The 21120-nt window shown below is 66.2% G+C and carries 29 protein-coding genes; 16 read left to right on the forward strand and 13 right to left on the reverse strand.

Annotated features, from left to right (window positions below; genetic code table 11):
* Positions 1 to 375: 375 nt before the first annotated feature.
* The 8 genes from ACRXBZ_RS08450 to ACRXBZ_RS08485 form a co-directional block, all read right to left on the reverse strand.
* A complete protein-coding gene (locus ACRXBZ_RS08450; protein WP_433878595.1) occupies positions 376 to 579 on the reverse strand; it encodes a hypothetical protein in 204 nt (67 codons plus the stop codon).
* 65 nt (positions 580 to 644) lie between these two features.
* Positions 645 to 845: a hypothetical protein gene (locus ACRXBZ_RS08455; protein ID WP_433878596.1), complete on the reverse strand. Its 201-nt coding sequence runs from the start codon at positions 843 to 845 to the stop codon at positions 645 to 647.
* A gap of 5 nt (positions 846 to 850) precedes the next feature.
* On the reverse strand, positions 851 to 1006 hold the full coding sequence (locus ACRXBZ_RS08460; RefSeq protein WP_433878597.1) for a hypothetical protein: 156 nt from the start codon (positions 1004 to 1006) through the stop codon (positions 851 to 853).
* Between the two features lie 124 nt (positions 1007 to 1130).
* Entirely contained in the window at positions 1131 to 1544 is a 414-nt protein-coding gene (locus tag ACRXBZ_RS08465) for a hypothetical protein (protein WP_433878598.1), read from the reverse strand.
* A complete protein-coding gene (locus tag ACRXBZ_RS08470; RefSeq protein ID WP_433878599.1) occupies positions 1499 to 1891 on the reverse strand; it encodes a hypothetical protein in 393 nt (130 codons plus the stop codon). The genes ACRXBZ_RS08465 and ACRXBZ_RS08470 overlap by 46 nt, the downstream gene beginning before the upstream one ends.
* A gap of 96 nt (positions 1892 to 1987) precedes the next feature.
* Positions 1988 to 2236 (reverse strand): hypothetical protein, encoded by a 249-nt coding sequence (locus ACRXBZ_RS08475; protein WP_433878600.1) that lies wholly within the window; start codon positions 2234 to 2236, stop codon positions 1988 to 1990.
* Between the two features lie 155 nt (positions 2237 to 2391).
* Complete coding sequence (locus ACRXBZ_RS08480) at positions 2392 to 3645, reverse strand: ISAs1 family transposase (protein ID WP_433878601.1); 1254 nt, start codon at positions 3643 to 3645, stop codon at positions 2392 to 2394.
* Between the two features lie 350 nt (positions 3646 to 3995).
* A complete protein-coding gene (locus ACRXBZ_RS08485) occupies positions 3996 to 4265 on the reverse strand; it encodes a hypothetical protein (protein WP_433878602.1) in 270 nt (89 codons plus the stop codon).
* 704 nt (positions 4266 to 4969) lie between these two features.
* Between ACRXBZ_RS08485 and ACRXBZ_RS08490 the strand changes: the two genes are divergently transcribed.
* The 7 genes from ACRXBZ_RS08490 to ACRXBZ_RS08520 all read left to right on the forward strand — a co-directional run bounded on the left by ACRXBZ_RS08490 (position 4970) and on the right by ACRXBZ_RS08520 (position 9169).
* Positions 4970 to 5380 (forward strand): hypothetical protein, encoded by a 411-nt coding sequence (locus ACRXBZ_RS08490; RefSeq protein ID WP_433878603.1) that lies wholly within the window; start codon positions 4970 to 4972, stop codon positions 5378 to 5380.
* The gene (locus ACRXBZ_RS08495; RefSeq protein ID WP_433878604.1) at positions 5377 to 6483 is read left to right on the forward strand and encodes a hypothetical protein; all 1107 of its coding nucleotides are present in this window, start codon (positions 5377 to 5379) and stop codon (positions 6481 to 6483) included. Before ACRXBZ_RS08490 ends, ACRXBZ_RS08495 begins: the two co-directional genes overlap by 4 nt.
* A 110-nt stretch (positions 6484 to 6593) precedes the next feature.
* Positions 6594 to 6731 carry a hypothetical protein gene (locus tag ACRXBZ_RS08500; RefSeq protein ID WP_433878605.1) on the forward strand — a complete coding sequence of 46 codons (138 nt, stop codon included), beginning with the start codon at positions 6594 to 6596 and terminating at the stop codon, positions 6729 to 6731.
* On the forward strand, positions 6724 to 7341 hold the full coding sequence (locus tag ACRXBZ_RS08505; RefSeq protein ID WP_433878606.1) for a hypothetical protein: 618 nt from the start codon (positions 6724 to 6726) through the stop codon (positions 7339 to 7341). The genes ACRXBZ_RS08500 and ACRXBZ_RS08505 overlap by 8 nt, the downstream gene beginning before the upstream one ends.
* Positions 7338 to 7616 carry a hypothetical protein gene (locus tag ACRXBZ_RS08510; protein WP_433878607.1) on the forward strand — a complete coding sequence of 93 codons (279 nt, stop codon included), beginning with the start codon at positions 7338 to 7340 and terminating at the stop codon, positions 7614 to 7616. The genes ACRXBZ_RS08505 and ACRXBZ_RS08510 overlap by 4 nt, the downstream gene beginning before the upstream one ends.
* Positions 7617 to 7846: 230 nt before the next feature.
* Positions 7847 to 8446 carry an Abi family protein gene (locus tag ACRXBZ_RS08515; RefSeq protein WP_433878608.1) on the forward strand — a complete coding sequence of 200 codons (600 nt, stop codon included), beginning with the start codon at positions 7847 to 7849 and terminating at the stop codon, positions 8444 to 8446.
* 48 nt (positions 8447 to 8494) lie between these two features.
* A complete protein-coding gene (locus ACRXBZ_RS08520) occupies positions 8495 to 9169 on the forward strand; it encodes a DUF2637 domain-containing protein (protein WP_433878609.1) in 675 nt (224 codons plus the stop codon).
* 235 nt (positions 9170 to 9404) lie between these two features.
* Here the strand turns inward: ACRXBZ_RS08520 and ACRXBZ_RS08525 are convergent, their stop codons facing one another.
* A complete protein-coding gene (locus tag ACRXBZ_RS08525; protein ID WP_433878610.1) occupies positions 9405 to 9617 on the reverse strand; it encodes a DUF397 domain-containing protein in 213 nt (70 codons plus the stop codon).
* 5 nt (positions 9618 to 9622) lie between these two features.
* On the reverse strand, positions 9623 to 10516 hold the full coding sequence (locus ACRXBZ_RS08530; protein ID WP_433878611.1) for a helix-turn-helix domain-containing protein: 894 nt from the start codon (positions 10514 to 10516) through the stop codon (positions 9623 to 9625).
* Positions 10517 to 11080: 564 nt separating this feature from the next.
* On the opposite strand from ACRXBZ_RS08530, the gene ACRXBZ_RS08535 reads away from it, so the two are divergent.
* From ACRXBZ_RS08535 to ACRXBZ_RS08565, 7 genes are all read left to right on the forward strand, one after another.
* Positions 11081 to 11218, forward strand: a complete 138-nt coding sequence (locus ACRXBZ_RS08535) for a hypothetical protein (RefSeq protein WP_433878612.1) — start codon at positions 11081 to 11083, stop codon at positions 11216 to 11218.
* Positions 11219 to 11647: 429 nt separating this feature from the next.
* Positions 11648 to 12133, forward strand: a complete 486-nt coding sequence (locus ACRXBZ_RS08540) for a hypothetical protein (protein WP_433878613.1) — start codon at positions 11648 to 11650, stop codon at positions 12131 to 12133.
* Between the two features lie 513 nt (positions 12134 to 12646).
* Entirely contained in the window at positions 12647 to 13576 is a 930-nt protein-coding gene (locus tag ACRXBZ_RS08545; RefSeq protein ID WP_433878614.1) for a Rossmann-fold NAD(P)-binding domain-containing protein, read from the forward strand.
* Positions 13573 to 15006: an FAD-dependent monooxygenase gene (locus ACRXBZ_RS08550; RefSeq protein ID WP_433878615.1), complete on the forward strand. Its 1434-nt coding sequence runs from the start codon at positions 13573 to 13575 to the stop codon at positions 15004 to 15006. The genes ACRXBZ_RS08545 and ACRXBZ_RS08550 overlap by 4 nt, the downstream gene beginning before the upstream one ends.
* 2 nt (positions 15007 to 15008) lie before the next feature.
* Positions 15009 to 15782, forward strand: a complete 774-nt coding sequence (locus tag ACRXBZ_RS08555; RefSeq protein ID WP_433878616.1) for a nucleotidyltransferase domain-containing protein — start codon at positions 15009 to 15011, stop codon at positions 15780 to 15782.
* The gene (locus ACRXBZ_RS08560) at positions 15779 to 16894 is read left to right on the forward strand and encodes a radical SAM protein (protein WP_433878617.1); all 1116 of its coding nucleotides are present in this window, start codon (positions 15779 to 15781) and stop codon (positions 16892 to 16894) included. Before ACRXBZ_RS08555 ends, ACRXBZ_RS08560 begins: the two co-directional genes overlap by 4 nt.
* Positions 16895 to 16913: 19 nt before the next feature.
* On the forward strand, positions 16914 to 18008 hold the full coding sequence (locus ACRXBZ_RS08565) for a radical SAM protein (protein WP_433878618.1): 1095 nt from the start codon (positions 16914 to 16916) through the stop codon (positions 18006 to 18008).
* A gap of 56 nt (positions 18009 to 18064) precedes the next feature.
* Here the strand turns inward: ACRXBZ_RS08565 and gltX are convergent, their stop codons facing one another.
* Positions 18065 to 19483 (reverse strand): glutamate--tRNA ligase, encoded by a 1419-nt coding sequence (gene gltX / locus ACRXBZ_RS08570; protein ID WP_433878619.1) that lies wholly within the window; start codon positions 19481 to 19483, stop codon positions 18065 to 18067.
* A gap of 355 nt (positions 19484 to 19838) precedes the next feature.
* Here gltX and ACRXBZ_RS08575 point away from each other — a divergent pair, with 355 nt between their 5' ends.
* Together ACRXBZ_RS08575 and ACRXBZ_RS08580 are read left to right on the forward strand one after the other, a co-directional pair.
* Positions 19839 to 19970 (forward strand): Abi family protein, encoded by a 132-nt coding sequence (locus ACRXBZ_RS08575; RefSeq protein ID WP_433878620.1) that lies wholly within the window; start codon positions 19839 to 19841, stop codon positions 19968 to 19970.
* Between the two features lie 5 nt (positions 19971 to 19975).
* On the forward strand, positions 19976 to 20269 hold the full coding sequence (locus tag ACRXBZ_RS08580; RefSeq protein WP_433878621.1) for an Abi family protein: 294 nt from the start codon (positions 19976 to 19978) through the stop codon (positions 20267 to 20269).
* 36 nt (positions 20270 to 20305) lie between these two features.
* On the opposite strand, the gene ACRXBZ_RS08585 is transcribed toward ACRXBZ_RS08580, so the two are convergent.
* Positions 20306 to 20794 carry a hypothetical protein gene (locus ACRXBZ_RS08585; RefSeq protein ID WP_433878622.1) on the reverse strand — a complete coding sequence of 163 codons (489 nt, stop codon included), beginning with the start codon at positions 20792 to 20794 and terminating at the stop codon, positions 20306 to 20308.
* A gap of 45 nt (positions 20795 to 20839) precedes the next feature.
* Positions 20840 to 21064 (reverse strand): hypothetical protein, encoded by a 225-nt coding sequence (locus tag ACRXBZ_RS08590; RefSeq protein ID WP_433878623.1) that lies wholly within the window; start codon positions 21062 to 21064, stop codon positions 20840 to 20842.
* Positions 21065 to 21120 lie beyond the last annotated feature (56 nt).

Genomic DNA, 21120 nt, shown 5'->3' on the forward strand with positions numbered 1-21120 from the left:
ACAAGACGACCTTCAGCCGAAGGCCGGTTGCGCGACCCTGGACCCGCTGCCCATTCGAAAGCGCGGATGGTCGTCGTCGGCGGCAGCGCTGTGTTCTCGGGCTCAGAGCGTGATGGCCTACACGAACCGCTGGTCACGGGCGATGGACGCGAACACGGCGTTGAAGGTCTTGGGGAACTGGCCGTAGCATGTCGAGCTCTCGTCCATCTGGACCTTCTTGACGACAGAATAAACTCGTGGCTGCTGGGGAAGTTAAGAAAGCGCCGAGGTTGTTAGCCAAGCTGCCGCAGCTTTCGACTGAAGGACGAAGCCCTGACGAGCTACACGGAGTTCGTCGGCGCCGCGGTGCTGCGGCACCCTGGACGAGCCCGCGGGCTAGACGCTGCGCAGCACCGTCGGGTCGTTGTGTTCGTCCAGCATGTCAGCGATCGCGCGCAGCCTGCCCGTGAGTTCCTTGACGTTGTCGGGGTCCGGCTCGTTGAGCTCTTGGACGATCCTGGCCTGGATTTGGCCGAGGGCAGTGTGTGTCGCGAGAATGACTTGGGCTCGTGGGCTGGGATCTCCGCCGCAGCGGCGCATTGGCGCAGGTTAGCGGGGTTGCCGCTGCGTGCGCAGGGTTTGGGCGTCGCCTGATCAGGCGAAGGTCACCAGCCCCGCGCATCGGCGATGGCGGTCAGCTCCGCGATCAGGCGGCGTACGTCCGGCGGATCCAGGCTGATGCTGGTCTCGATGTGGCGCCCCTCCATGTCGATGGACAGGCGGCTGTGCAGTTCGACGAATTCGACAGAGTCGATGACGGCTAGTTCGCGGAGAACTTCCAGGGTTCCGCGTTCGATGTAGGCCATGGTGATTACCTCCGTGGGCTCATGCCGCAATTGTGCAGCTCCAGGAGTCGGGCTACGGCCGGGGCCGTGAGCCGGTATTCGCCGGCCATCCTCCGCGCTTGGCATCGGCCGAGTACGCCGGCGGCGTCGATGAGGTCCTGGAGAGCGTGGGACGTGGACATGTCGTCTCCTTGTTGTTGGGCGCGCCCCGCGACGCAGGCAAAAAGGCTTGGCGTGGCAAGCCGTTGGGGTATGGCACCGCTCGCCCCGGGAATCGGGGGCGAGCGGTGCCGCTACGCCAGGGAGTCAGCCCGCGTCGAGCTCGGCAGCGAGTTCGGTGGAGACACGCCACAGATCGATGCGCTCGAAAAACCCGCGGACCTTCTCGGCTTCCGTGAAACCGATTAGTTCCGCGCGCCACCGAGTATCGGGCACGGGGTTGATCTCGTTGAGCCGTCGCAGGGAATCAGCGATTACTGCATGACGTCGCAGTTCGTAGGGCATCTCCGGCCCGGGGCGGTCGTCGGCCCACACGAGTTGGCGGCCAGTGATCCGCACGTCTTGGGAGTAGCCGTCTTCGGCGTGTTCGTCTTCGCGGACATACTGCTCGTTGATGACCTCGTTCAGGTCGGTCACACCCTTGAGGCGCATCGCCAACGCAGTGACCAAGAAGTTCAGCAGCCTGGTTTCACGGTCGGACAGGTCGAGTTGCCGTTCCATTTCGTCGCGCGTGTCGTTCTGTGTCCGTCTTCGATGACGTAGAACCATCCGTCCGATGCCAACGTGATCTGATTCAGATCGACAACGCCTGGGTGGAGATCGTTTGTCCAGACGCGCATGCCGTGTTTGATCACGTTTCGGTCTGCGGTCCGTAGCACGTAGTTCGGGATCCCTGCCTCGGCTTGGGCCACCGGACTGCTGTAGGGCTCCCCGCGGTTGTGGATCTGTGCCCCGTAGTGCTCGATCCGTACTGCGCGCACCTGGCCAGCTATTCCGAGGTGCATGCACACCTCGGAGTAAGGGAGCTCGACCAGCACGACGTCGCCGACTTGGAATTCGTTGTCCATTGTGTACTTCCGCAAAATCCGATCCTGCATCGGCGGTGGACGACAGCGCTAGTCTGCCGTTCACCGTTGAAACAGTTCGGCATTGGCCAGAAGTGACTAGGACAGGCCCGGCAACGTGCCGTGAGCCCGCCAGTGCCGGAACGCTTCGCGAATGGCCATACGATTGGTGTTGCGCCGCCCGTATTCGAGCCACGCATGCGCCCAGCCATCCGGAATAGGAATCGGATCCTGTTTGACTTCACGCATAGTGTCCAAATAGGCCCATTCGTATGCGATCGCGTTAGCGAAAGATATCGCCTCTCCCGTGTTCTGGGGGCTTACGTAGGCGAGCGGATCAATAGCCATGATGTGCTCCTCTGGCGTACGAAAGTGGTTTGGAGTGGGTCAACTCGCCGGTCGGACGTTCCCCGGATAGCCCCAGATGTATTGACCAGTTGAGACGGTGCGCGTGCTCTTTCCGGTGTGCTCCAAGGGGACGTAGGGGCAGGGCAAAGGCAAGATCACTGTGTGTTGCGCCCCGCAACTTGGAGTGACAGGACGGGGAGTGTTCGTGTGCGGTCCCTGCTGATCCATTCGGTTGTCCGGCGGATGTCGTTGTGCCCAGTTATGCGAAGCATCGATATTGCGGTATTCCGTAATGTTGCCAGTATATGGGCGCCGGTGCCGGTATAGATTTGTTGTGCGTCTTCGTGGTATGTTGTGTCACGGATATGATGGCTTTTGTTTTCTATTCCCCAGTGGTCGCGGACTTGGTCGTGCAGGTCTTCGGCGGTGACTGTGGTGGTGTTCTGGCTGGTGATGATCCAGGCGTGCTCTTTGCTGACGAGTTCTCCGGAGAGGGTTGTTTCTTCTCGTTTGACGCAGGCTACGGAGCGCGCGTGTGGGAAATCGATTCCGTCGGCGTCGGTAATCCAGGTAGTCCAGCGGCGTATCCGGCCGTGGGTGTCATCGACGACGACATGATGCGGGGTTTTCCGCAAGAACGGAAGAGTGCGGTCGTATATCTTTTTCTTAAGCGCCGCTTGATTTCCCTTTACTGTCATAACGTAGTCGAATCCGCGTTCGCCGGCGATGTATTCGGCGGTCTCTCGCTGGGTGTGCACGGCGTCCATGGTGACCACCACACGGCCGTCCACACCGCGGGAGACACCGTCGAGCAGGGTCTTGACCTGGGTGATCTCGTTGGTGCCCGAGGGAACGGCCACTTGGGCGACGGTGACACCATCGCAGTGGATCATCGCGGAGAACAGCGTGAACGACTCGTGATCCCCGATCCACGAACCGCGCAGCACTTTGCCGTCGATAGCCAGTCGCAACGTGCCGCCCGGGATAGGCCGGGCATGACGCAGCAGCCACGGCCCGATCAGTCCTTCCAGCTTCGCTACATCGACATCTTCCAGTGCGCGCCGGATCGTGGACGTATCCGGGACACGGAAAAACCCGCGGAACCAGCACCATCGTCCACCTATTTTCCGCAGTAACGACGCCGGCAGATCGGCGACCTGGTCGGCGATCTGCCGGAAATTCGACGCGCCCGCCAGCACCGCGATCAACGACGCCGCGAGAAGGAACGCCAAACTGTACACACGGCCCTTCCGCTTACGGCGATCCGGCACCTTGCCGAGCAACTTCATCAGTTCCGCCAGATCGGCATCATCACCGTCGGCGCTACCCGGAAACGACGCCCATGACGAGCCATGAGAAAATGACAACGGATGGCCTTCTTCTGGAGTTTGGTTTCTCGCAATTTCCATGATCCCAGAAGGAGGCCATCCTCCATCTCCCGGCCCAGCACGCCAACCCGGCCGGCTACCCTACGAGCCGAGTTGATCACTCCGCGCGATCTTGCCTTAGCCCTGGACGTAGGGGTGACCGAGTGTGTCTTTTCCGATTTCGCCCACGATCACGCCCGGATGCCAGTGCGAAACGTTGCGCCACTCGATGCGTGCACCCGGAACGAACTGGCTTTGCTCGTCTCTGGTGAAGCGCTTACGTGGCATTCTGATCAACTCCGTTCGATGATGGACGGGTGCATTGGTCAGCGCTCGTTGGCTATCTGCCAGCGCAGCCGCCCAGCGTTGGCCGGCACGGTCACGCAAGCGGTTCAGGCGCGGCGCATGTGTGTCGTGTTCGGCAGCAGCTGGCCGAAGTAGTGCGATGCCGCAGTGAGGTCCACCGGCCGCGTGGGTATCTGGCCGATGACCTGGTGTCGTTCTCCATGCTGGGTGTCTCCGCACGCGTGGCACGGGGACGCGCTGAAGCCGAAGTTCTTGTCTCCGGCGTTGAAGTAGCAGAGATCGGCTCCGTACTTCAGGTCCAAGGTCTCCAGCGTTCGTATGGCTGTCTTCTCGGTGTCGCCACCGTCTGCGGGCACGCCTCCGTTGAAGACCTGGCAGCAGAGATCGCACACTAGGCGAGATGAGAAATCCCACGAGCAGCCGCTTGTCAGGCAGCCACCCGCAGCCGACACGCGTGAGACGTGTCGAGGTCTCCTCCGGATCGACTCCGTCGATCCCGACCAGGTCAGTCAGGACGGACCCGCACGGTCCCTGCGCGGCCGAGCCCCAGCTCGGCGCGCCGCCCGCTCCCGCCTGCTCCTGTGCTCCGCATTTCGACTCGCAGTCGAATCTCATTTGTCCTCTGTCGGGAACGATGTACTCGAAGACCAGTCAGATCTGTGTCTGGAGTTCTTGAGTCAGGGATTTCACCACGGCGCTCGTGGACTGCACGGCCAACGCGACGCCGAAGGGTGACACAGGCGCCTGAGCCGTCGACCGGACCCCACGACAGAAAAAGTGAAGACCCGGTGTGTTCGTCACACCGGGTCTTCACTTTTTCTGTCGCACGAACGGAGATGCGAACCATGTGTTCGGCGACCCCGACCGGGAGTCTGGGAACCGGGGCTGCCGTGGGGGACACGCAGCCAGGCGCTAACCGAGTGCACTTGCAACTCTCCCGCGTGTCCGCGCGATTCGCAAAGGGTACTAAATTACAGTCTTGATGCCACTCGTGACAGGAGGTTGAATAACGATATAGTGGACTCATAGACCAGTCGGATGCGACATTGAGAGGCGGGGCATGACTGCCGTACAGGAGCCGAAGCAGGCCCTTCCACGGGGCGCGAGCACCCCGAGATTCGGGCAGGCCGGCGCGGATCAGAACGGCAACGAGCGCCGTGAGCGCGTCTTTATCCGGCTCTCGTCGGACGAGAAGCAGCGGGCTGAGTACTGGGCTCAGAAGCGCGGCTTCTCCTCGGTCAACGAGTACGTCGCCGAGGCGGTGGCCGAGCAGATCCGACGGGAGAACCTCGACTACGACCTGCCGACACTGGAGATCGCGCGGCTCAACGAGCTGATTGACCAGGTCAAGGCGCTCTCAACGAACAACGCGAATCTCGAGCGTGTAGTCACGCAGGGCTTCGACTCCCTCATCGGGCTCACCCGTGGCGACAACTACCTGCTCGACGACGAGGACGGCGAGCTCTCATGAACCAGGACCTGAACGACATGTTGGAGACGACGCCGTCGACTGATGAGCTTATGGACGTCGACACGTCCTTCCTCGACGCCTATCGGCGTGGCGGCAGCGAGGAGCTGAAACGGGCGCAGGCTCACGAGGCCCAGCAGCAGACCGAAGCGGTAGCGCCGGACATCGACCCTGAGCCTGAGGTCGAGACTCCTCCGGGTCCCGACGCCGAGAAGGACACCGACATTGAGCCGGATGACGAGCCGGAGCTCGGGGATGATCCGCGCTCTGGCGGCTCCGGTCAGCACGGCTGCGGCGCGGCAGGCGCAGCCGGATCTTCGGGCGGGACGGTCGTGAACACGCCTCCGCAAGGAGCCGCGGCCGATGCAGCTCCACGAGCGCAGGAGAACGACGCCGCTGCGACCGCGCCCAGGCTGCCGCACGCAGCACATGGCGACACGACACCGGCCTTGCTCCGGCTCACCGATCACCAGGAGGCGGTGCAGAACAGCACCACGGCGAAGGGAGGCTCCGGCGGCGCGGATGACACCACCGTGCTCCCCCAGTCCGGCTTCCGGCTGGGCGGTGTGAAGAGTCAGCCGGTGATTCGGGCTCTTCCGGACGTCGCGGTGAACACGCTGCGCGAGCAGCTGCGCTCGGCGGCCGTCCGTGAGCTCGGCGTGACCGACGCCGCGGCCCGCGAGTTCAGTGATCGACTGAGCCAGGTAAGCCTGGTGATGGCGTTCCTCCTGGCACAGCTGGACCTCGGCCTCGACGCCGACGCGTCCACGCGGCGCGCGGCCGAGCTGTTCCGCTCCCGCGACCCGCTGCTGGGCAGCATGGTGGCCCGCTTGGACGGCCTGGAGCGGCTCGAGGTCGAGAAGCGAACGGCGCTGGGCGCTTTGCGCGAGGAGCTCGTCACCGTGCGCCAGACCGTAGCAGTAATTGAGCAGGCGATCGCGTACTCGATCGCCGATCGCACGGAGAACTTCCTGCGCGGCTCGCACAACATTCACGACGCGCCGATCACGCACAAGGACGCGATCTTCATCCGCGACCGGGTGCGCGAGGCAACGAAGAAGCAGACGAGGTTCGAGCGGGAGCGGGAAGGCCGGCCGATCCGGTGACGCTGGCGAAGGCCCGGAGCACCTCCCCAGCCGCGTCGAAGACGAGAAGGAATCAGGCGCGCAGGAAGAGGCGGGCGACGTATCAGGCGTTCGGGTACGGCAGGTGGACGGTGACGCGGCGAAGCAGCGTTCTGCCCTCGGCGACGATCGTCCCGCTGGCGGGGATGGTGCTGTCGGCCGCGTTCGTGGTTGTCGGGTTCTGGGTGCTGATGCTGATGGCGGGGCAGGAAGGGCAGATTCATGGCTGAGCGGCTGTTCCCCGAGCGCCAGCGGTGCAATCGGCTGGATCCGGCTCGCCGTAGCTCCCACCCTGCGGCTTTTCCCGAGCGCCAGCGGTGCAAGGCGTGCGGTAAGGGCTTGGGTCTGCGTGCCCAGGACCCGGTGCTGCTCGGGCTGTACTGCTCGCCGAAGTGTGCGAAGGTCGCCGAGCAGGCGACGCGGCCCGAGGACGCCCCGCGCGAGTGCCGGACCCAGCGCGATGACAAGTGGGTTTGGAAGCGCCGGTACCGCAGCGAGGGCGAGATTCCGGACAGGCTCAGGAGCGATGTGTCGACGAGCGGGTACTGGTGCGGCCACTGCGGCCACCTGCACCTGGGGCACACGCGGGTGGGCGAGCGCGAGAGGTTCCGGATGTTCGAGGACCTCGTCGAGGACCTGCCGGATCTGCTGGGCAAGCTCCGCGGCCAGGCCACGCACAAGCAGGTCGCCGAGGTGGCCGGCATCAGGCCCATCAGGCTCAAGGGGCTGGAAACCGGCGTCGAGCACCTCGAGGGGCTCAAGACCCTCAGCAAGGTTCTCCGGGTCTACCGCGTCCGGCTCGGCGTGGCGATGCCGACGGCGAAGGGAGGTCGGCGATGATCTGGGTAATGAAGCGCGGCTCACGCAGGCGGCTGCCCGCGCAGAAGTGCCGCTGGTTTGGGGAGCACAGCGAGGACCCGACGCCGGTGACAGTGTTGGTGATCGAGCGGCCGTGCTGTCACGCCGAGGACGCGGGGCATCTCGTCCCGACGTGCACCGCGCACCTGGCGATGGTCGAGAGTACCGGCGGCGAGGCCTCCGTGGCGACGCCATGCTTAGTCTGCCGCGAGGTCTCGGCACTGCGCGTGGTCTCGCGGGTCGCGGCGCAGCGCTGACGGGATGTGTGTTCTTTCTGTCTACCTGCTCTTCCATAACGATTCGCACTGATGCGCACGAGGACCCTGAGGGAGTGCGCTGCTTCCGGGGCCTCCCCTTTTCTTTTCCAGCACTCGGCGTCGTCGCACATGGGCAGGTCCAGTGCTACTCCGGCCCCACTACATCCCCCACGCCTCTCTACGATGCGCACTTGGGGGATTTTCTCTGTCATGGTCCTGGAGAAGCGCGCATGACCCGACCTCCACGGCCGCGCGGTGCTCTTCACTACGACAAGTGGCCGATGGTGTTCGACGAGCTCGTGGACCGACTTGCGAGCCGCGGTCTGGAGATCCCCGACGCCGACAGCGCAGCCAGGTACCTGTGCCACATCGGCTACTACCGGCTCTCGCCGTACACCATCCTTTTCCAGCAGGGTCGACCCGACCACCTCTTCCGTAAGGGGACCGAGTTCGACTACGTGCTCAACCTCTACGTATTCGACCGCGCGCTGCGACTATTCGTCATGGATGCGCTGGAACGCGTCGAGGTCGTTGTGCACGCGGCGCTCACCGACCACATGTCGACGACGTACGATGATCCGCACTGGTACACGGACGCGTCGTTGTTTCGGGACCGCGGCAAGCATGGTCGGCTCCTGCGCATCGTGCGCGATACCTGCGAGGAGCGACTTCGAGAAACGCCCGACACCGGGGAGGACTCGCTGGTCCACCGCTACCTGCGGGTGCGTGTTCCCAGCGTCCCGGTCGGCCGGTCGCACACCGGCTCGCAGGTCTTCGCCTGCGTCTCCTGCGACCCCGATGCCGCGTCGCGCGGGGATATTCGCCGATGACCCCCGACACCCCGAAGCCGCCCCGGAATTGGACGCTGCGGCACGCTCGTGGCCGCCGGTGCCGCCTACGCCAGCTATCAGCATGGGAAAGACTTCGCCCTGCACCACGGCTCAGACCCGATGCTAGCGTCGATCTGGCCGCTCGTGGTCGACGGGTTGTTGACCTCGGCGATGGTGGCGCTGCGGAAGACCAGTCGCGGCGAACGCGACGGCGGCCGGTGGAACTCATGGGTCGCCTTCATCTTCGGGATCGCTGTGCGCCAACATCACCGCCGCCCCGCAGATGAGCTTCTTCGACATCGCCGTCGCCGCCTGCCCACCACTGGCGCTACTGCTGGCCGTCGAACTCAAGGGCTGAAACGACGGCACGCCGAGACCACCACCGAGACCGGAAGCGAGACGGGCGAGACGGCCAACGAGACCGAACCGATCCCCCGTCTCAGGGTGGTCTCGGACCAGCGCAAGCCACGGACCGAGCCGACCGCCGAAGAACGGATGTGGGCGTTTTACGTCACCGAGCGATCCAAGGGCCGGACGCCGACCGGTGCGGAGCTGGATCGCATCGCGGCCACAAAAAACTACGGCCGCCGAATCCTCCAGCGGTGGAAGCACACCGGCCGCATCGGTGCCGACGGCACTATCGAGCCGTGGCGAGCGGCGCGCGGAACGACGGGATGCGGGCGGCGAGCGTGGAATGACGGACCGTGCTTGCCGAGTAGCTGAGTGGATACGAAACCGGCGAACTTGACGCCGCGCCGGAAGTTTTCTGCCCATCGTTTTGCAGTTGCAACCCCAAAAAACGGCGTTTCAGTGCGCTTGATAAGGGTGCGGGGGAACTGTCCCGACTCCGCGATCATCACGGGTCCAGCCAGCGTGCACGAGTGGGCCACCTGATGGCAGCCCGCCTCACTTATAGTCGTCTCCAGGGGTTGATCGGCGGCGTTGGTGTTGCGCGCCTTCAGTCGAACGTGCCTGCCTTCGCGTCATCAAGGAACGCCTGGAAGGCGGTCTTGTTGAGTTCGAGGACAGGGCTGGAGGCTCCGAGCTTGGAGTCCCGCACCCCCACGATGTCGGCCACGACGCCCAGTTCGACGCAGTTGCCCTGGTCGCTGCCACTGTAGGACGACTTCGTGAACTGGACGTTGGCCCAGTCGATGCCGGAGTTGACCATGTGGCTCAGTCCTTCCTTGTGTTACTCCCAGCGAACTGGCTCGCCAGTTCGAGGATGAAGTTACGCGATTCGACCGGTCCCAAGGCGATGCGGTACAGCCGGTTGAGGAGGTCGATGTAGCGGCGGACGGCTTCGGGCGGTTTGTCGAGGTAGATGGCATCGCCGTAGATCTCGATGTAGACGATGTCGGTGCTGGTGTCCTGGTCGAACCGGAAGATCACAAAGTCGTAGCCCACGTCCCCGTAGGACTGCGTGTTGAACGGGATGACCTGGATCGTGACGTTGGGCAGCAACGCCAGTTCCGCCAGGTGCTCCATCTGGGCGGCCATGATCTCGGTCCCGCCGATCTGGCGATGCAACGCCGACTCGCTGAGGACGAACGAGAAGTGTGGAGCGTTCTCGCTGGTCAGGATCGATTGGCGTGCCTGACGGACTCGCACGGTGTCTTCGACAGCTTTGCCGTTCGGATCATCGCCCCGCCCGGCGAAGATGCCTCGTGTGTAGTCCTCGGTCTGGAGGTTTCCCGGCAGCACCTCGGAGCCGACCATCATCACTGCCGTGGCGCTTTGTTCGAAGTCCCGGAACGCCCGGAACCACCTCGGGCCGAGGTAGAGGGTGGTTTCGTCTCTGGGTCGCCCGCGACGGCGACGCGCGCCCTTGGCCAGCTCGCGGCACCACAGCTTGTCCTTCTCCGACGCCCTGTACAGGTTCAGCAGCGCTTCCAGCTCGGCTTTGGAGATGCCGACCTTCCCGTTCTCCACACGGCTGATCTTGTTGTGCGCCTTGCCCAGATGATCGGCGGCCTCGTCCTGCGTGAGACCGGCAGCGTCGCGAAGTTTCCGCAGCTCATTGCCAAGTTGGCGCTGCTGCATGGTGATCGTCGCGGAGGGAGTTGACATCCCGGACCCTTCCGTGTCGCCGTCCGGCACCCGGTACGACGTTCCTCCAAAAAGACGTATTTACAGTCTGTACGTACAGGTTTAGTGTCGATCTAGCCTGATGGTCAAGGAAAAGGAATTACAAGATGTACGTCCATGCTATCGGTGAGGGTTGCCCGCCCAAGGACACCCCCTGCCGCGGTGGTGACCTCGATCAACACCGACGAGCTGGAGGTTCGTGGGCGTACATCGGCCCCGTGATCGCCCGGTGGGCAGCGTCAGACCCCGACCTGTCGCTGTCCACCGGGTTTCCACCTCAGCCAGCACCGCGCCGCCACACCTCCACGCGGGGCTGGCCCCACGCGGCGAGAACGGGCTGCGACCGCCCGTGCCGACGGTGTTCTCACCGCCGCGTGGTCCCGAGGTGCGCGGCGAACACCAAGCGGCCGTGTTCAGCAGAGATCACGCGAGTCGCCGTGATCCACGGTCACCTGCCCGGCCCGGTACCTCCCAGCGCAGGGCCGCGCTCGACCTCCTTCGACATGACGACCATCGGCACCCCATCCGGACCGTGCGAACCCCGGCATGAGCGCCGCCGCGCAAACCATCCTCCTGGTGATCGCGGCAGTGATGTTCCTCGTCCGGCTCGCTGCGGCGATCTACCGCGCCCGCGTCGACGGGCAGATCGCCGCCCGCCATAAGCGCAAGGAGCGACGGCGATGAGCCCACTATCCCGCGAAGCAGCCGAAGACTTAGGTCAACTCCTGCGCGCCGAAGGATTCCGCCCCCTACCCGACGCCGATGACCACGGCATGTTGATCGGCACCCGGCTCTGGAGGGTGCCACGGCGGATACGTCGAATACCTCGCCCTGCGTCCCAACGGGCTCGCTCACGCCGTTCGCGCTGAGGCCCGATTCGACTACCGGCGCCCTGCTGCACACGGCGGCATCGTCGATCAACGCTCCGGCTACGCCGTCAACGCCCTGGACTGGCTGCTCGCCGCCAGCACCACGCCCGCCAGTTCGCGGCATCGGCCCTACGTTCCCCCAGCCACGGCAGATCAGTCCGATTGGCCACAGGACGCCGACAGCGCGTGAACGCCGCGCCGTCACCGAACACGACCCAAATCGTCCAACACCGAGGAGGCACGCATGGAAGCAGCACGCGATCCCGCCCGAATATCGCCGCAGTGCAGCGAGCAACAGTTCGCAGCGATGCTGCAACGCATGGTTGCCAACGAAGCACCCAGATTGTTCGCTGTCGTACAGGAATACGGCGACCGAGTCGACAGACGAGTGGCCGCGTGGGGCATGGCCTTCGCCGACCACGCCGAGGTCGTCGCCGTCGATGGCGGGCTGCGGATGAACCTGCGCAAGCCGACCAACGCGCTGCATGCCTTCCACATCGGCAGCCACGTCCGTGCCCGACTCGTGTGGTTCACCCCCGACGCCGCAACTGAGGTCTCGCTGGGCCGGGTGCGCCTGACACGCGGCTGCACCGACCGAAAGCGCCTGCCGGGTCTACCTGGCTGGGCGGTCGGCACTGTTCCACCAATGCCCGCACCCCCACCACACAGCTGGCTGGCCACACGCAGGACCGACCTCGAACGGAGGCAGCGATGGCATCCGCCTTGCTGATCATCTTGCTGATGACGGGCGTGCCGCCGTTCGCCTACTTGCTGATCTTCGATCGTCCGTCCGCGCCATGACCAGCCACCAGCGGGCCGTGTGGCTGCCAGGGCAGTTCCGGAGGCTGCTGCATCACGTCCCCGACGAAACCCACGCGCTGAGCTTCGACCATCTCGCACTGCCGTGGTCATCCTGCCTCGTCCCCACACCGCCCTGGACCGGACCGCTGCCCGACTACCCGCTATGCCCAGCGTGCCTGGCCAAAGTTAGCAACGCTGGGACGCACAACGCCCCATCAGGACCGGAAGCTCACGAGAACTCGGCATCCGGGGAGATCGCCGCTAATTCGCTTCACTCTACGGATCTGTATCAGTACGCTCTGCTATCTGGCGTGATCGACAACGTGATCAACGGCGCTCGTGCCGATCATGGGGATGGTGGTATGGCGGCACCCCGACTCGTGGTGTCGCTGTTTTCGCTCTGGGCCAATGTCTTGCCCTGCCTCGCAGGAGAGGAGTGCGCATGCCAGCCGCAGAAATCACAAGTCCGGAACGCTCCGTCGTCTGCGTCTTCGCCGATGACACCACCCACTCGCTCACGGCTCTCGGCCGGGCACATCAGGCGTTGTGCGCCGATCCGCCCGCTGTGTCCCCGTCCGGCATGCTGCTGCACACCTGCCATCGCGTCGAGTGGTACGCCGTGGGCAGCCCGGCCGCGCCCGCCGCGGCTCTGGTCAGCCAGCCTCGTACCTGGGGGCGCCGTCAGGCCCTGATCCGGCTCGCGCAGATCGCGGCTGGCACCCGGTCGCTGGTGCTGGGCGAGCGGTTCATCCACCGCCAGGTGTTAGGCGCTGCGGGGCGCCTGCCGTCCGGCCACCCGCTGTTCGGGCTCACCACGGAAGCCTTACGCCTGGCCGAGCATGCCCGCGAGCGGTTCGAGCTGTACGCCACGGTGGACTACAGCGACCTCCCGCAGCTCCTCCTCGGGCACCGCAGCGGCGGCCCTGAGCGGCGGCTGCTGCTGTTGATCGGGGGCGGAATGCTCGCCCGGGTGGTGGCCGCTGTACCGCCCGCCGGGTACGAGCGGGTGGTGATGATGACCCGTGGCCCGCGCAAGCTGCGCCGCCTAGTGGACGGGCTCGGCACTGTCACGGTGGTGCGCGCACCGAGCCTGGCCAGGGCCTTGGATGGCTGGCCGTACGACACCGTCATCGCGACGACGAACCTGCACCCGGGCTACCGCCGCCAGGTCATCGAGGCGGCCTGCTCCCCACGCTGCGGTGGCGTGGTTGACCTGTGCTGCACTCCGGTCCTCGATCAGCGGCCGGTGGGCTACCGCCATCTGTACGACCCCGACGTCCTGCACATCCTGGCCGCCGCCAACGAGGGCATGGCCCAGCGCGCCGCCCTGGCCCGGCAGTGGATCGCCCAGCACGCGGAGGTGCCCGTATGAGGCCGCAGACCACTGATGTCCTGGTGATCGGCGCTGGCCCAGCGGGGCTGCTGGCCGCTGACCGGCTTGCGCAGCAGGGAGTGGGGGCCGTCTTGGTGGATGCTGGCCGCCACTATGGCCGCCGGATTTGCCCGGTGGACCGGCTACGTTCGTGCCACGGTTGCCGCGGCGTGTGCAACGTCATCTCCGGATTTGGCGGCTCCATCCACTATGGCGACGGCGTGAAGCTCTCGAAGTTTCCCAGCGGTCGCCGCCTGGCCGAGCTGCTGGGTGCCGAGCGCGCCGAGCAGCTCACCGACCGGGTTTTAGAGCAGCTGTGCGGCACGGCGGTGCCGGTCTTCTGTGGCGCCCTGCCTGACGCGGCTCCCTTCGACGTGAAGGACTACCCTGTTACCTCCTTGTCCGCCGCCCAGGTGCGCAGCGTCATCGACGGGCTGTACGACCGGCTGAGCAACAGTGACCGCGTCAGTCTGCGCCTGGGCACGGAGGTCACCGGGTTGCGGCCCAGCGACCGCCACGGGTTCACGGTCTGCCTGCGGGCTGCTGGCGCGGAAGAGCAGCTGGCCGCCCGCCAGGTGGTGGTGGCGGTCGGCCGCCGCGGGCAGCGCTGGTGGGCGCGGCAGCTCCGAGAACTCGGGCTCGCCTTCACTCCTCCCGCTCCCTCGGCCGGCGTGCGCTTCGAGGCCCCCACTGGCTTGTTACGCCCTGGCTCGGTCATCCACGACGACTTCAAGACCACCCTGATCCGCCACGGTGTGAAGGTGAAGACCTTCTGCTTCTGCGCGGGTCCTGGCGGCGGGCGCATCAAGTTCACCGACTACGGGAATCACACCCTGCTCGACGGGCACGTCATCCCCGAAGCGGGCGCCTCGACCACCGGGAACTTCGCGCTGCTGGCGCAACTACGCGACGAAGCAGGCCGTCCCCGCGACACCGCCTGGGTGAACACCCACCTCCTAGCGCCCTACCGGGCATTGCGCTCCGACCGGCCCGGCAAGCCGGTCTTGCAGTGGTACCCGGACTTCCGCAACCGGCAGGTCACCTGCACCAGTCTGGAGGAGTTCACCCGGCGGGCCGGGCATGCCCCGTCGTTGCGCGACTACCAGCTCGCCGACCTCGCTGGCATCCTCCCTGCCGACGTGCACGCCGCGCTGTGCGCCGTCTTCGAGGACCTCATAGCCGCCTTCACCGGCCACCCGTTCGCCCGCAGCCAGGGCGACCAGGTCGGGGTCATCGGCTTGGAGCTGGAGAACCTCTGGGACGAACTCGCCCTCAGCGACGGGATGGAAACCTCCCTGCCCGGCCTGTTCGCCGCCGGGGACTGCACCGGCCTGGCCCAGGGCATTCTGCAAGCCGCCGTCGCCGGCCTCGCCGCAGCCGACCGGGTCTTGGGCTATGCCCCGGCCAGAACCAACTCGGGGAGGGCTTGACCATGACCACCGTCCCCGGGCAGGCCGTGCGCCTCGCCGTGGCCCGGTTCGGCGCGAACCTCGCGCTTGCTTTCGTCGGCGGCTCCTACGCCCGCGTCACGCACAAGGCCACCAGCGACATCGACGCCTTCGTGCTCCTGCACCACGCTGACCGCCCCGCTGAGCAGGCGTTCGCCGAGGACCTGCGCACCCTGCACCACGAGGCCGGGCTGGCCTTCGACCACTGCGGCGAGATCTTCGATGCCGCCACTTTGGAGGCGCTGCTGGCCTTCACTGAACAGGTCCTGGCCGCCGCGCCCGCGCTCCAGCACGCCGCCTGCTACCAGGCCGACTGCCCGCTGTCGGTCTTCCGCAAGGGCGACATCGTCTTCAAGTTCCTCGCCGACCCGAAGATCCACATCCACGACCCCCAGCACTTACTGCCCGCCCTCGAAGAGCGCGCCGCCGCCTACTTCGCCCGCTGGCCCATGCCCCGCATCCAGCAGCACAAGAAGCACCTCGCCCTGCCTCCCAGCAGCGACCAGGAGCGCCTCGCCGCACTGTGGCGGAACCGCGCTGCTGGCGATCAGTGGGCCGACACCCCGGTCGGCGTCGGCCTGGAACGCTGGTTCGGCCCTGGCCTCGGCGCCCGCATCCGCTGCTTCCCGTCCGCCCCCGTCACCGCAGCCCCCGACAGCCCCCGCACCTGCCCCCTTCCGCTTACAGCGGGCCCTGCCCGGCAGGTGTTCGCCGCCCAGTGCCTGGCCAGCACCCACTCGCACCTGGAGGAATCATGACCTCTGTCGATCTCGGCATGCCGCTGCTGGGCAAGCCGATCTACACCCAGCCCCGCGAGCGTTTCGTCTTTCTCTACCCCACCACCGCGTGCGGCCTGCGTTGCAAGTCCTGCTACGTCGGCAACACCCGCCTGAACGCCGCGAACACCATGACCGTCGAGCGCGCCGTTGAGATCATGGACTACTTCAAGATCACCGGTGGACACGACAAGCTGTACCTACTGGGCGGCGAGCCCACCTTGCACCCTGAGCTGCCGCAGATCGTCCGCGAGGCCCGCGACCGCGGCTACCAAGTCACGATCTCCAGCAACGGCGACTTCGACGACCACGTCTTCGACCAGATCAGCCCGGACGTGCTCAGCTCGTTCAACTTCAGCCTGGAATCCGCCGACCCCGTCATCCACCGCAAGATCCGCGGCAACCCGGACAACTTCGCCAAGGTCACCGACCGCATCGCCGAAGCACGCCACCGCGGCTACCAGGTCCGCGTCATGTGCACCGTGTCCCAGACCAACGCCGAGGGCGCGCTGGACCTGATCCCGTTCCTCGCCGAACTCGGCGCGCACACCCTGAGCTTCCATAACCTCGGCAAGACCGGCAACGGCGCCCGCTTCCTCCAGCCGCTCAGTCCCACCGAGTGGATGGACTTCTGCGCAGCCCTGGAGGCATACCCGCCCGAACCCCGGCTCGCCGTCTACTACCCGCCCACCTTCGTCCCCGCCGAAGACCAGCACCAGTGGGCCGAGCGCGGCTACCCCGGCTGCCCAGCGCGCACCCTGGACCGGCCGCACGTGTACCCCGACGGCACGGTGTACGCCTGCCCGGTCTTCATGGATGACGACCGTTACTTCGCTCGCTTCGAAGACGGCCGCCTCGTGCTCAACCCCTCGCCGGACAACGAGCTGAACGCCTACTTGACCGCGGACCCGGTGTGTACCGGCTGCCCGCACACCGGCACCTGCGGCGGCGGCTGTCCCGCCTACTCCCAGCTCCCTGCCTACGCCGACGACGGCTTCTACGCCTGCGACCGGCAGATCACGCCACTGTGCATCCTGTGGACCGTCTCCGCCTGGGGCACCCGGCCCACCGACTCTCTGCATGCCCTGCGCTGACAGGAAGGAAGGCCCCGCCGTGACTGACACCCTCGCCTCCGCCGCCCCGCACGCCACCGCCGCGAAGGAACCTTTCCTTTTCCTCTACATCACCCACAGGTGTTCGCTGCGCTGCGAGCACTGCTACATGGGCGACCGGCTCGACAACGAGATCCGCATGAGCCCCGCCAAGGTCGAGGAAATCCTCTCCAGCCTCCGCGTCCTGTATGGCCAGTACAAGGTCTACCTCCTGGGTGGCGAGCCGACCATGCACCCCGACCTCGACGCGATCCTCGACGTCTGCAAGGCCCAGGGCTACAAGACGGTCCTCACCTCCAACGGGCTCATCCCGTCCAAGGTGTGGCCTGCCCTGGACGACCGGCTGGACAGCTTCAGCTTCTCTATGGACGGCGCCCGCCGCGAAACCCACGAGGGCATGCGCGGCCCCCACACCTGGGCACCCCTGCTGCGCAGCATGGAACGCGCCATCCAGGCTGGCTTCCAGACCCGGGCGATCTTCACTATCACCACCGCCAACCGCGGCGACGTGTTCGACGCCATCGACCTGGCCGACTCGCTCGGCCTGAAGATGCTGTCCTTCCACTACTTCACCCCCACTGGGTTCGGCAAGGACAAACCGCACTTCCAGATCCCGCCCGCCGAATGGATGCGGCTGTGCCGGGACATCCGGCAGCACGCGGCCGACCGCCGGGTCCGGGTCTTCTACCCGCCTGCTTTCGCCACCCCCGACCAGCTCCCCGAGATCAGCGCCCAGGGCTACGGCGGCTGCACCGCCCGCAACCTCGAACGCCTCGCGATCTTCCCCGACGATAGGGTGTACATCTGCTCGGCGTTCTTCGACACCGACCTGCACTACGGCACCTTCCACGACGGCGCGATCAAGCCTCGCCTCCACCGGGGTATCAACGAGCTGACCCTCGTCAACAAGGTCGCCCCCGGGTGCCGCACCTGCCCCCACTCCTCGGTCTGCGGCGGAGGCTGCGCAGCCTACGACCACCTGAAACGCACGCTCGTCAGCGCAGACTGCGACCAGACGACCATCCCAATCTGCCCCCTTTGGTCCATGCCCGCCGAGCCCGCCAGCACCGAGGACCGCCTCGCGGACCTGCGCTGATGTCAACACGCGGTGCCCCCGCCGGGCCGAGCGGCGGGGGCACCGGCAAGATCAGCTCACGCGCCGGGCGCGGCCAGCTTCGCGGCTGCGGCGTCGATACGGGCCAGCGTCCGCTTCCGCCCTAGCACCTGCACTGACTCGAACAGTGGCAGCCCGACGGTGCGGCCGGTGACCGCCACCCGCACCGGGGCCTGCGCCTTGCCGAGCTTGAGCCCGTGCTCAGCCGCAGCCGCCTCCAGACCGGCTTTCAGCGCCTCCACCGTCCAGTCCCCTTCGGACCATGCCTCTCGCGCGGAGGCCAGCATCGCCTCCGCACCCGGCTTCATGGCCTTCGCCCAAGACTGCTCCTCGTACGGCGGCTCGTCGAGGAACAGCCAGTCGACGTACTTGACGATCTCGGCGAGCACCGTCAGCCGGGTCTGCGCCAGCCCGGCCACCGAGCGGAACACCGCCTCGTCGAACGCCTCCGCCGCCCACGGCGCCTTCGAGCCCTCCAGCCACGGGAGGCACGCGGTGACGAACTCCTCCTCGGAGAGCTTGCGGATGTACTCGCCGTTGAACGCCGACAGCTTCTTCACGTCGAAGAAAGCCGACGCCCGGGTGACGTCCTCCAGCCGGAACAGAGCCTCCAACTCCTCATACGGGCGGATCTCGACATCGTCGCCGGGTCCCCAGCCGAGCAGCATCAGGTAGTTGACCAGCGCCTGCGGCAGGTAGCCCTCGGCGAGGTAGTCCTCCAGCGCCACCTTGTCCCGCCGCTTGGACAGCTTCTGCCGTTTCTCGTTCACGATCACCGGCAGGTGCGCCCACACCGGCGGCGCCGCGCCCAGCGCTTCCCACAGCAGTTGCTGCTTCGGGGTGTTCGCCAGATGCTCCTCGCCGCGGATCACGTGGGTGATGCCCTCGCGGATGTCGTCCACCGCATTGGCCAAGACGAACACCGGAGCACCGTTACCGCGTGCAATGACGAAGTCCTCGATAGCGTCATTCGGAAACTCGATGCGTCCCCGAACAACATCGTCAACCACTGTCACGCCCTCGTTCGGTGTGGGAAACCGAAGCGCACGCCCCTCCTCATAGGCCAGCCCACGGTCGCGGCAGTACCTGTCGTAGCCCACCTGCTGCGAGCCCGTCCGCTGGGCCACCTTCTCTCGGGTGCAGTCGCAGTAATACGCCTTCCCGTCGGCGTAGAGCGTCAGCGCCGCCTCCCGCTGGCCTTCCGCGTTGTGCGACTGGAAGTACGGCCCCTCGAAGGCCGGGTCCTTGTCGGAGATGCCGATCGCGGCCAGAGCACTGATGATGCCGTCCACCCATTCAGGACGGTTACGATCCGTGTCCGTATCCTCAATACGAAGAACGAACCGCCCCTGATGCTGCCGGGCCAGAGCCCAGTTGAACAGGGCGGAACGTGCTCCGCCGACATGGAACATGCCCGTCGGCGACGGAGCAAAGCGGACACGGCTTGTATTGGACATAGCCACCAGCGTAATGGGCCACGAGCACCATCCCGACACGGCTCTCCGCGCTGCTAGCGCGACTTGATCTCCTGGTCGGCGGCGTCGATCTCGCGGTCGAACCCGTCGGCGATGTCGCTGCTGAAATGCTTGCGGAACCACTCCCGGACCGGCCCGCAGCGCGGCGGCCTCCGACCCGTGCAGCCGGGGTCCGCCCGGCCTGCCCGGTGCGTTCCAAAGCCACCAGTGCCTTGCCCACCGTGGAACGCCCCAGCCCCACCGCCCCGGCCAACGGAAACCCGCCAGCCAGGGCCACCAAGGAAGGTGTTCGTTCAATGACTAATTTGGAGCGCCCAAGCTGCCGCCTTCCTGGCTCATGGTGGAAACCCTGACCATCGGGCAGCTGACCAGCACGTACCGTAACCTGGGCCGACGATCCGACAGGACCGCGGTCGCGGCAAGCATCGGCCTGACCGCGCCAGTGCCGGCGTCCTGGATGCTGACCTAGTCCGGGTGCGGAACGTCTGCGCGCACCACGGCCGGCTGTGGAACGTCTACCCGGCGATCCCGAGCTCGCCCGTAATCTCATGGTTGAAGGGCTCGGACGCCCTGCCGGAGCGGTCGAGGAAGCGCCTCTACCCAGTACTGGTGTCCCTGCAGTCGGTGCTCGACTCGGTGTCGCCGCGTAGCAGCTGGGTGCGGCGGCTTCACGATCTCGTGAGTGTGCGGCCTCGAATGAATCGCGCGGGGATGGGCGTCCTGGACGGCTGGGCGGACGACGCGTTCTGGAGTCGGCATCTCGGGTGACCGTCCACGGCCCGGCTGCGGACTGATCCGTGATCGTCAGGGCCGGACGAGCCGCCCCTCCTCCAGGTCATCGCGCAGCTGGGAGATCATGTACCACTGCGGCCCTTTCGGCTTCAGCGGGACGTAGTGTTCGTGCTCCTCCTCGTCGTGCACCCAGTCGAGTACCAGCTCGGTCCGACGGAGGATGCCCCGGTACTCCTCGACTTCGGCACGGAGCTCGACGCGCACGCGCCGCTCCCCTGCGGGCACGAGGAGCACCGCGATATCGCCTTCGTAGCTGAGGGCCACCTCTCGTGCCAGGAGCCGGCGTGCCTCGGCGGTGCTGATCGCGCCGTGTTCGGCGTCGACGACGTCCTGGCCGCGGGTCTGGGTCTCCCATGTGTCCAGACCCGCGATGAGCGCGGTGCAGGTGTCGGCCAGGCTCTGCAGGTCGTCGTCGGTGGGCGGCCAGGCGGCGGGACGCAGGTTGGCGAGCACCTCGGTGAAGGCCAGCGGTGAGCGGAGGAAGCCGAGGTCGACGACCATGTGCGAACTCCTGGTGGGTGCAAGGGCGAGCGTGGTTTATCGACGTTAGCGCAGCTTTTTTGCGGTTTGGGACCGTTTGGCGGGCGTACCGGGGGCCTGCCACCGCTGCCGGTAGCCGGTTCGGCCGCGGGCGCGCAGCTCGAGCTCGGGTGCCGTCTCCTTCGCCTTGTTTCCGAGCATGACCCGGCGCGACGCCTCGCCGATCGTCCACGACGTCGCATCGACGGACGGTGACTGGTCGAGTCGTGTGCCGGCGGTGGTGCTCTCCATGACTCCACCGCCCCACTTGATTGTATTTCGAGTCATTATTCAATTAGTGACTCGAT

It is taken from the genome of Saccharopolyspora hattusasensis (assembly GCF_050972075.1).
GTDB classification, from domain to species: Bacteria; Actinomycetota; Actinomycetes; order Mycobacteriales; family Pseudonocardiaceae; genus Saccharopolyspora; species Saccharopolyspora hattusasensis.

What these genes read in the sequence shown, in the direction of transcription:
- ACRXBZ_RS08450 (WP_433878595.1), bottom strand. Translation starts at nt 579, where the DNA reads ATGCGCCGCTGCGGCGGAGATCCCAGCCCACGAGCCCAAGTCATTCTC.
- ACRXBZ_RS08455 (WP_433878596.1), bottom strand. Translation starts at nt 845, where the DNA reads ATGGCCTACATCGAACGCGGAACCCTGGAAGTTCTCCGCGAACTAGCC.
- ACRXBZ_RS08460 (WP_433878597.1), bottom strand. Translation starts at nt 1,006, where the DNA reads ATGTCCACGTCCCACGCTCTCCAGGACCTCATCGACGCCGCCGGCGTA.
- ACRXBZ_RS08465 (WP_433878598.1), bottom strand. Translation starts at nt 1,544, where the DNA reads ATGGAACGGCAACTCGACCTGTCCGACCGTGAAACCAGGCTGCTGAAC.
- ACRXBZ_RS08470 (WP_433878599.1), bottom strand. Translation starts at nt 1,891, where the DNA reads ATGGACAACGAATTCCAAGTCGGCGACGTCGTGCTGGTCGAGCTCCCT.
- ACRXBZ_RS08475 (WP_433878600.1), bottom strand. Translation starts at nt 2,236, where the DNA reads ATGGCTATTGATCCGCTCGCCTACGTAAGCCCCCAGAACACGGGAGAG.
- ACRXBZ_RS08480 (WP_433878601.1), bottom strand. Translation starts at nt 3,645, where the DNA reads ATGGAAATTGCGAGAAACCAAACTCCAGAAGAAGGCCATCCGTTGTCA.
- ACRXBZ_RS08490 (WP_433878603.1), top strand. Translation starts at nt 4,970, where the DNA reads ATGACTGCCGTACAGGAGCCGAAGCAGGCCCTTCCACGGGGCGCGAGC.
- ACRXBZ_RS08495 (WP_433878604.1), top strand. Translation starts at nt 5,377, where the DNA reads ATGAACCAGGACCTGAACGACATGTTGGAGACGACGCCGTCGACTGAT.
- ACRXBZ_RS08505 (WP_433878606.1), top strand. Translation starts at nt 6,724, where the DNA reads ATGGCTGAGCGGCTGTTCCCCGAGCGCCAGCGGTGCAATCGGCTGGAT.
- ACRXBZ_RS08510 (WP_433878607.1), top strand. Translation starts at nt 7,338, where the DNA reads ATGATCTGGGTAATGAAGCGCGGCTCACGCAGGCGGCTGCCCGCGCAG.
- ACRXBZ_RS08515 (WP_433878608.1), top strand. Translation starts at nt 7,847, where the DNA reads ATGACCCGACCTCCACGGCCGCGCGGTGCTCTTCACTACGACAAGTGG.
- ACRXBZ_RS08525 (WP_433878610.1), bottom strand. Translation starts at nt 9,617, where the DNA reads ATGGTCAACTCCGGCATCGACTGGGCCAACGTCCAGTTCACGAAGTCG.
- ACRXBZ_RS08530 (WP_433878611.1), bottom strand. Translation starts at nt 10,516, where the DNA reads ATGTCAACTCCCTCCGCGACGATCACCATGCAGCAGCGCCAACTTGGC.
- ACRXBZ_RS08535 (WP_433878612.1), top strand. Translation starts at nt 11,081, where the DNA reads ATGAGCGCCGCCGCGCAAACCATCCTCCTGGTGATCGCGGCAGTGATG.
- ACRXBZ_RS08540 (WP_433878613.1), top strand. Translation starts at nt 11,648, where the DNA reads ATGGAAGCAGCACGCGATCCCGCCCGAATATCGCCGCAGTGCAGCGAG.
- ACRXBZ_RS08545 (WP_433878614.1), top strand. Translation starts at nt 12,647, where the DNA reads ATGCCAGCCGCAGAAATCACAAGTCCGGAACGCTCCGTCGTCTGCGTC.
- ACRXBZ_RS08550 (WP_433878615.1), top strand. Translation starts at nt 13,573, where the DNA reads ATGAGGCCGCAGACCACTGATGTCCTGGTGATCGGCGCTGGCCCAGCG.
- ACRXBZ_RS08555 (WP_433878616.1), top strand. Translation starts at nt 15,009, where the DNA reads ATGACCACCGTCCCCGGGCAGGCCGTGCGCCTCGCCGTGGCCCGGTTC.
- ACRXBZ_RS08560 (WP_433878617.1), top strand. Translation starts at nt 15,779, where the DNA reads ATGACCTCTGTCGATCTCGGCATGCCGCTGCTGGGCAAGCCGATCTAC.
- gltX (WP_433878619.1), bottom strand. Translation starts at nt 19,483, where the DNA reads ATGTCCAATACAAGCCGTGTCCGCTTTGCTCCGTCGCCGACGGGCATG.
- ACRXBZ_RS08575 (WP_433878620.1), top strand. Translation starts at nt 19,839, where the DNA reads ATGGTGGAAACCCTGACCATCGGGCAGCTGACCAGCACGTACCGTAAC.
- ACRXBZ_RS08585 (WP_433878622.1), bottom strand. Translation starts at nt 20,794, where the DNA reads ATGGTCGTCGACCTCGGCTTCCTCCGCTCACCGCTGGCCTTCACCGAG.
- ACRXBZ_RS08590 (WP_433878623.1), bottom strand. Translation starts at nt 21,064, where the DNA reads ATGGAGAGCACCACCGCCGGCACACGACTCGACCAGTCACCGTCCGTC.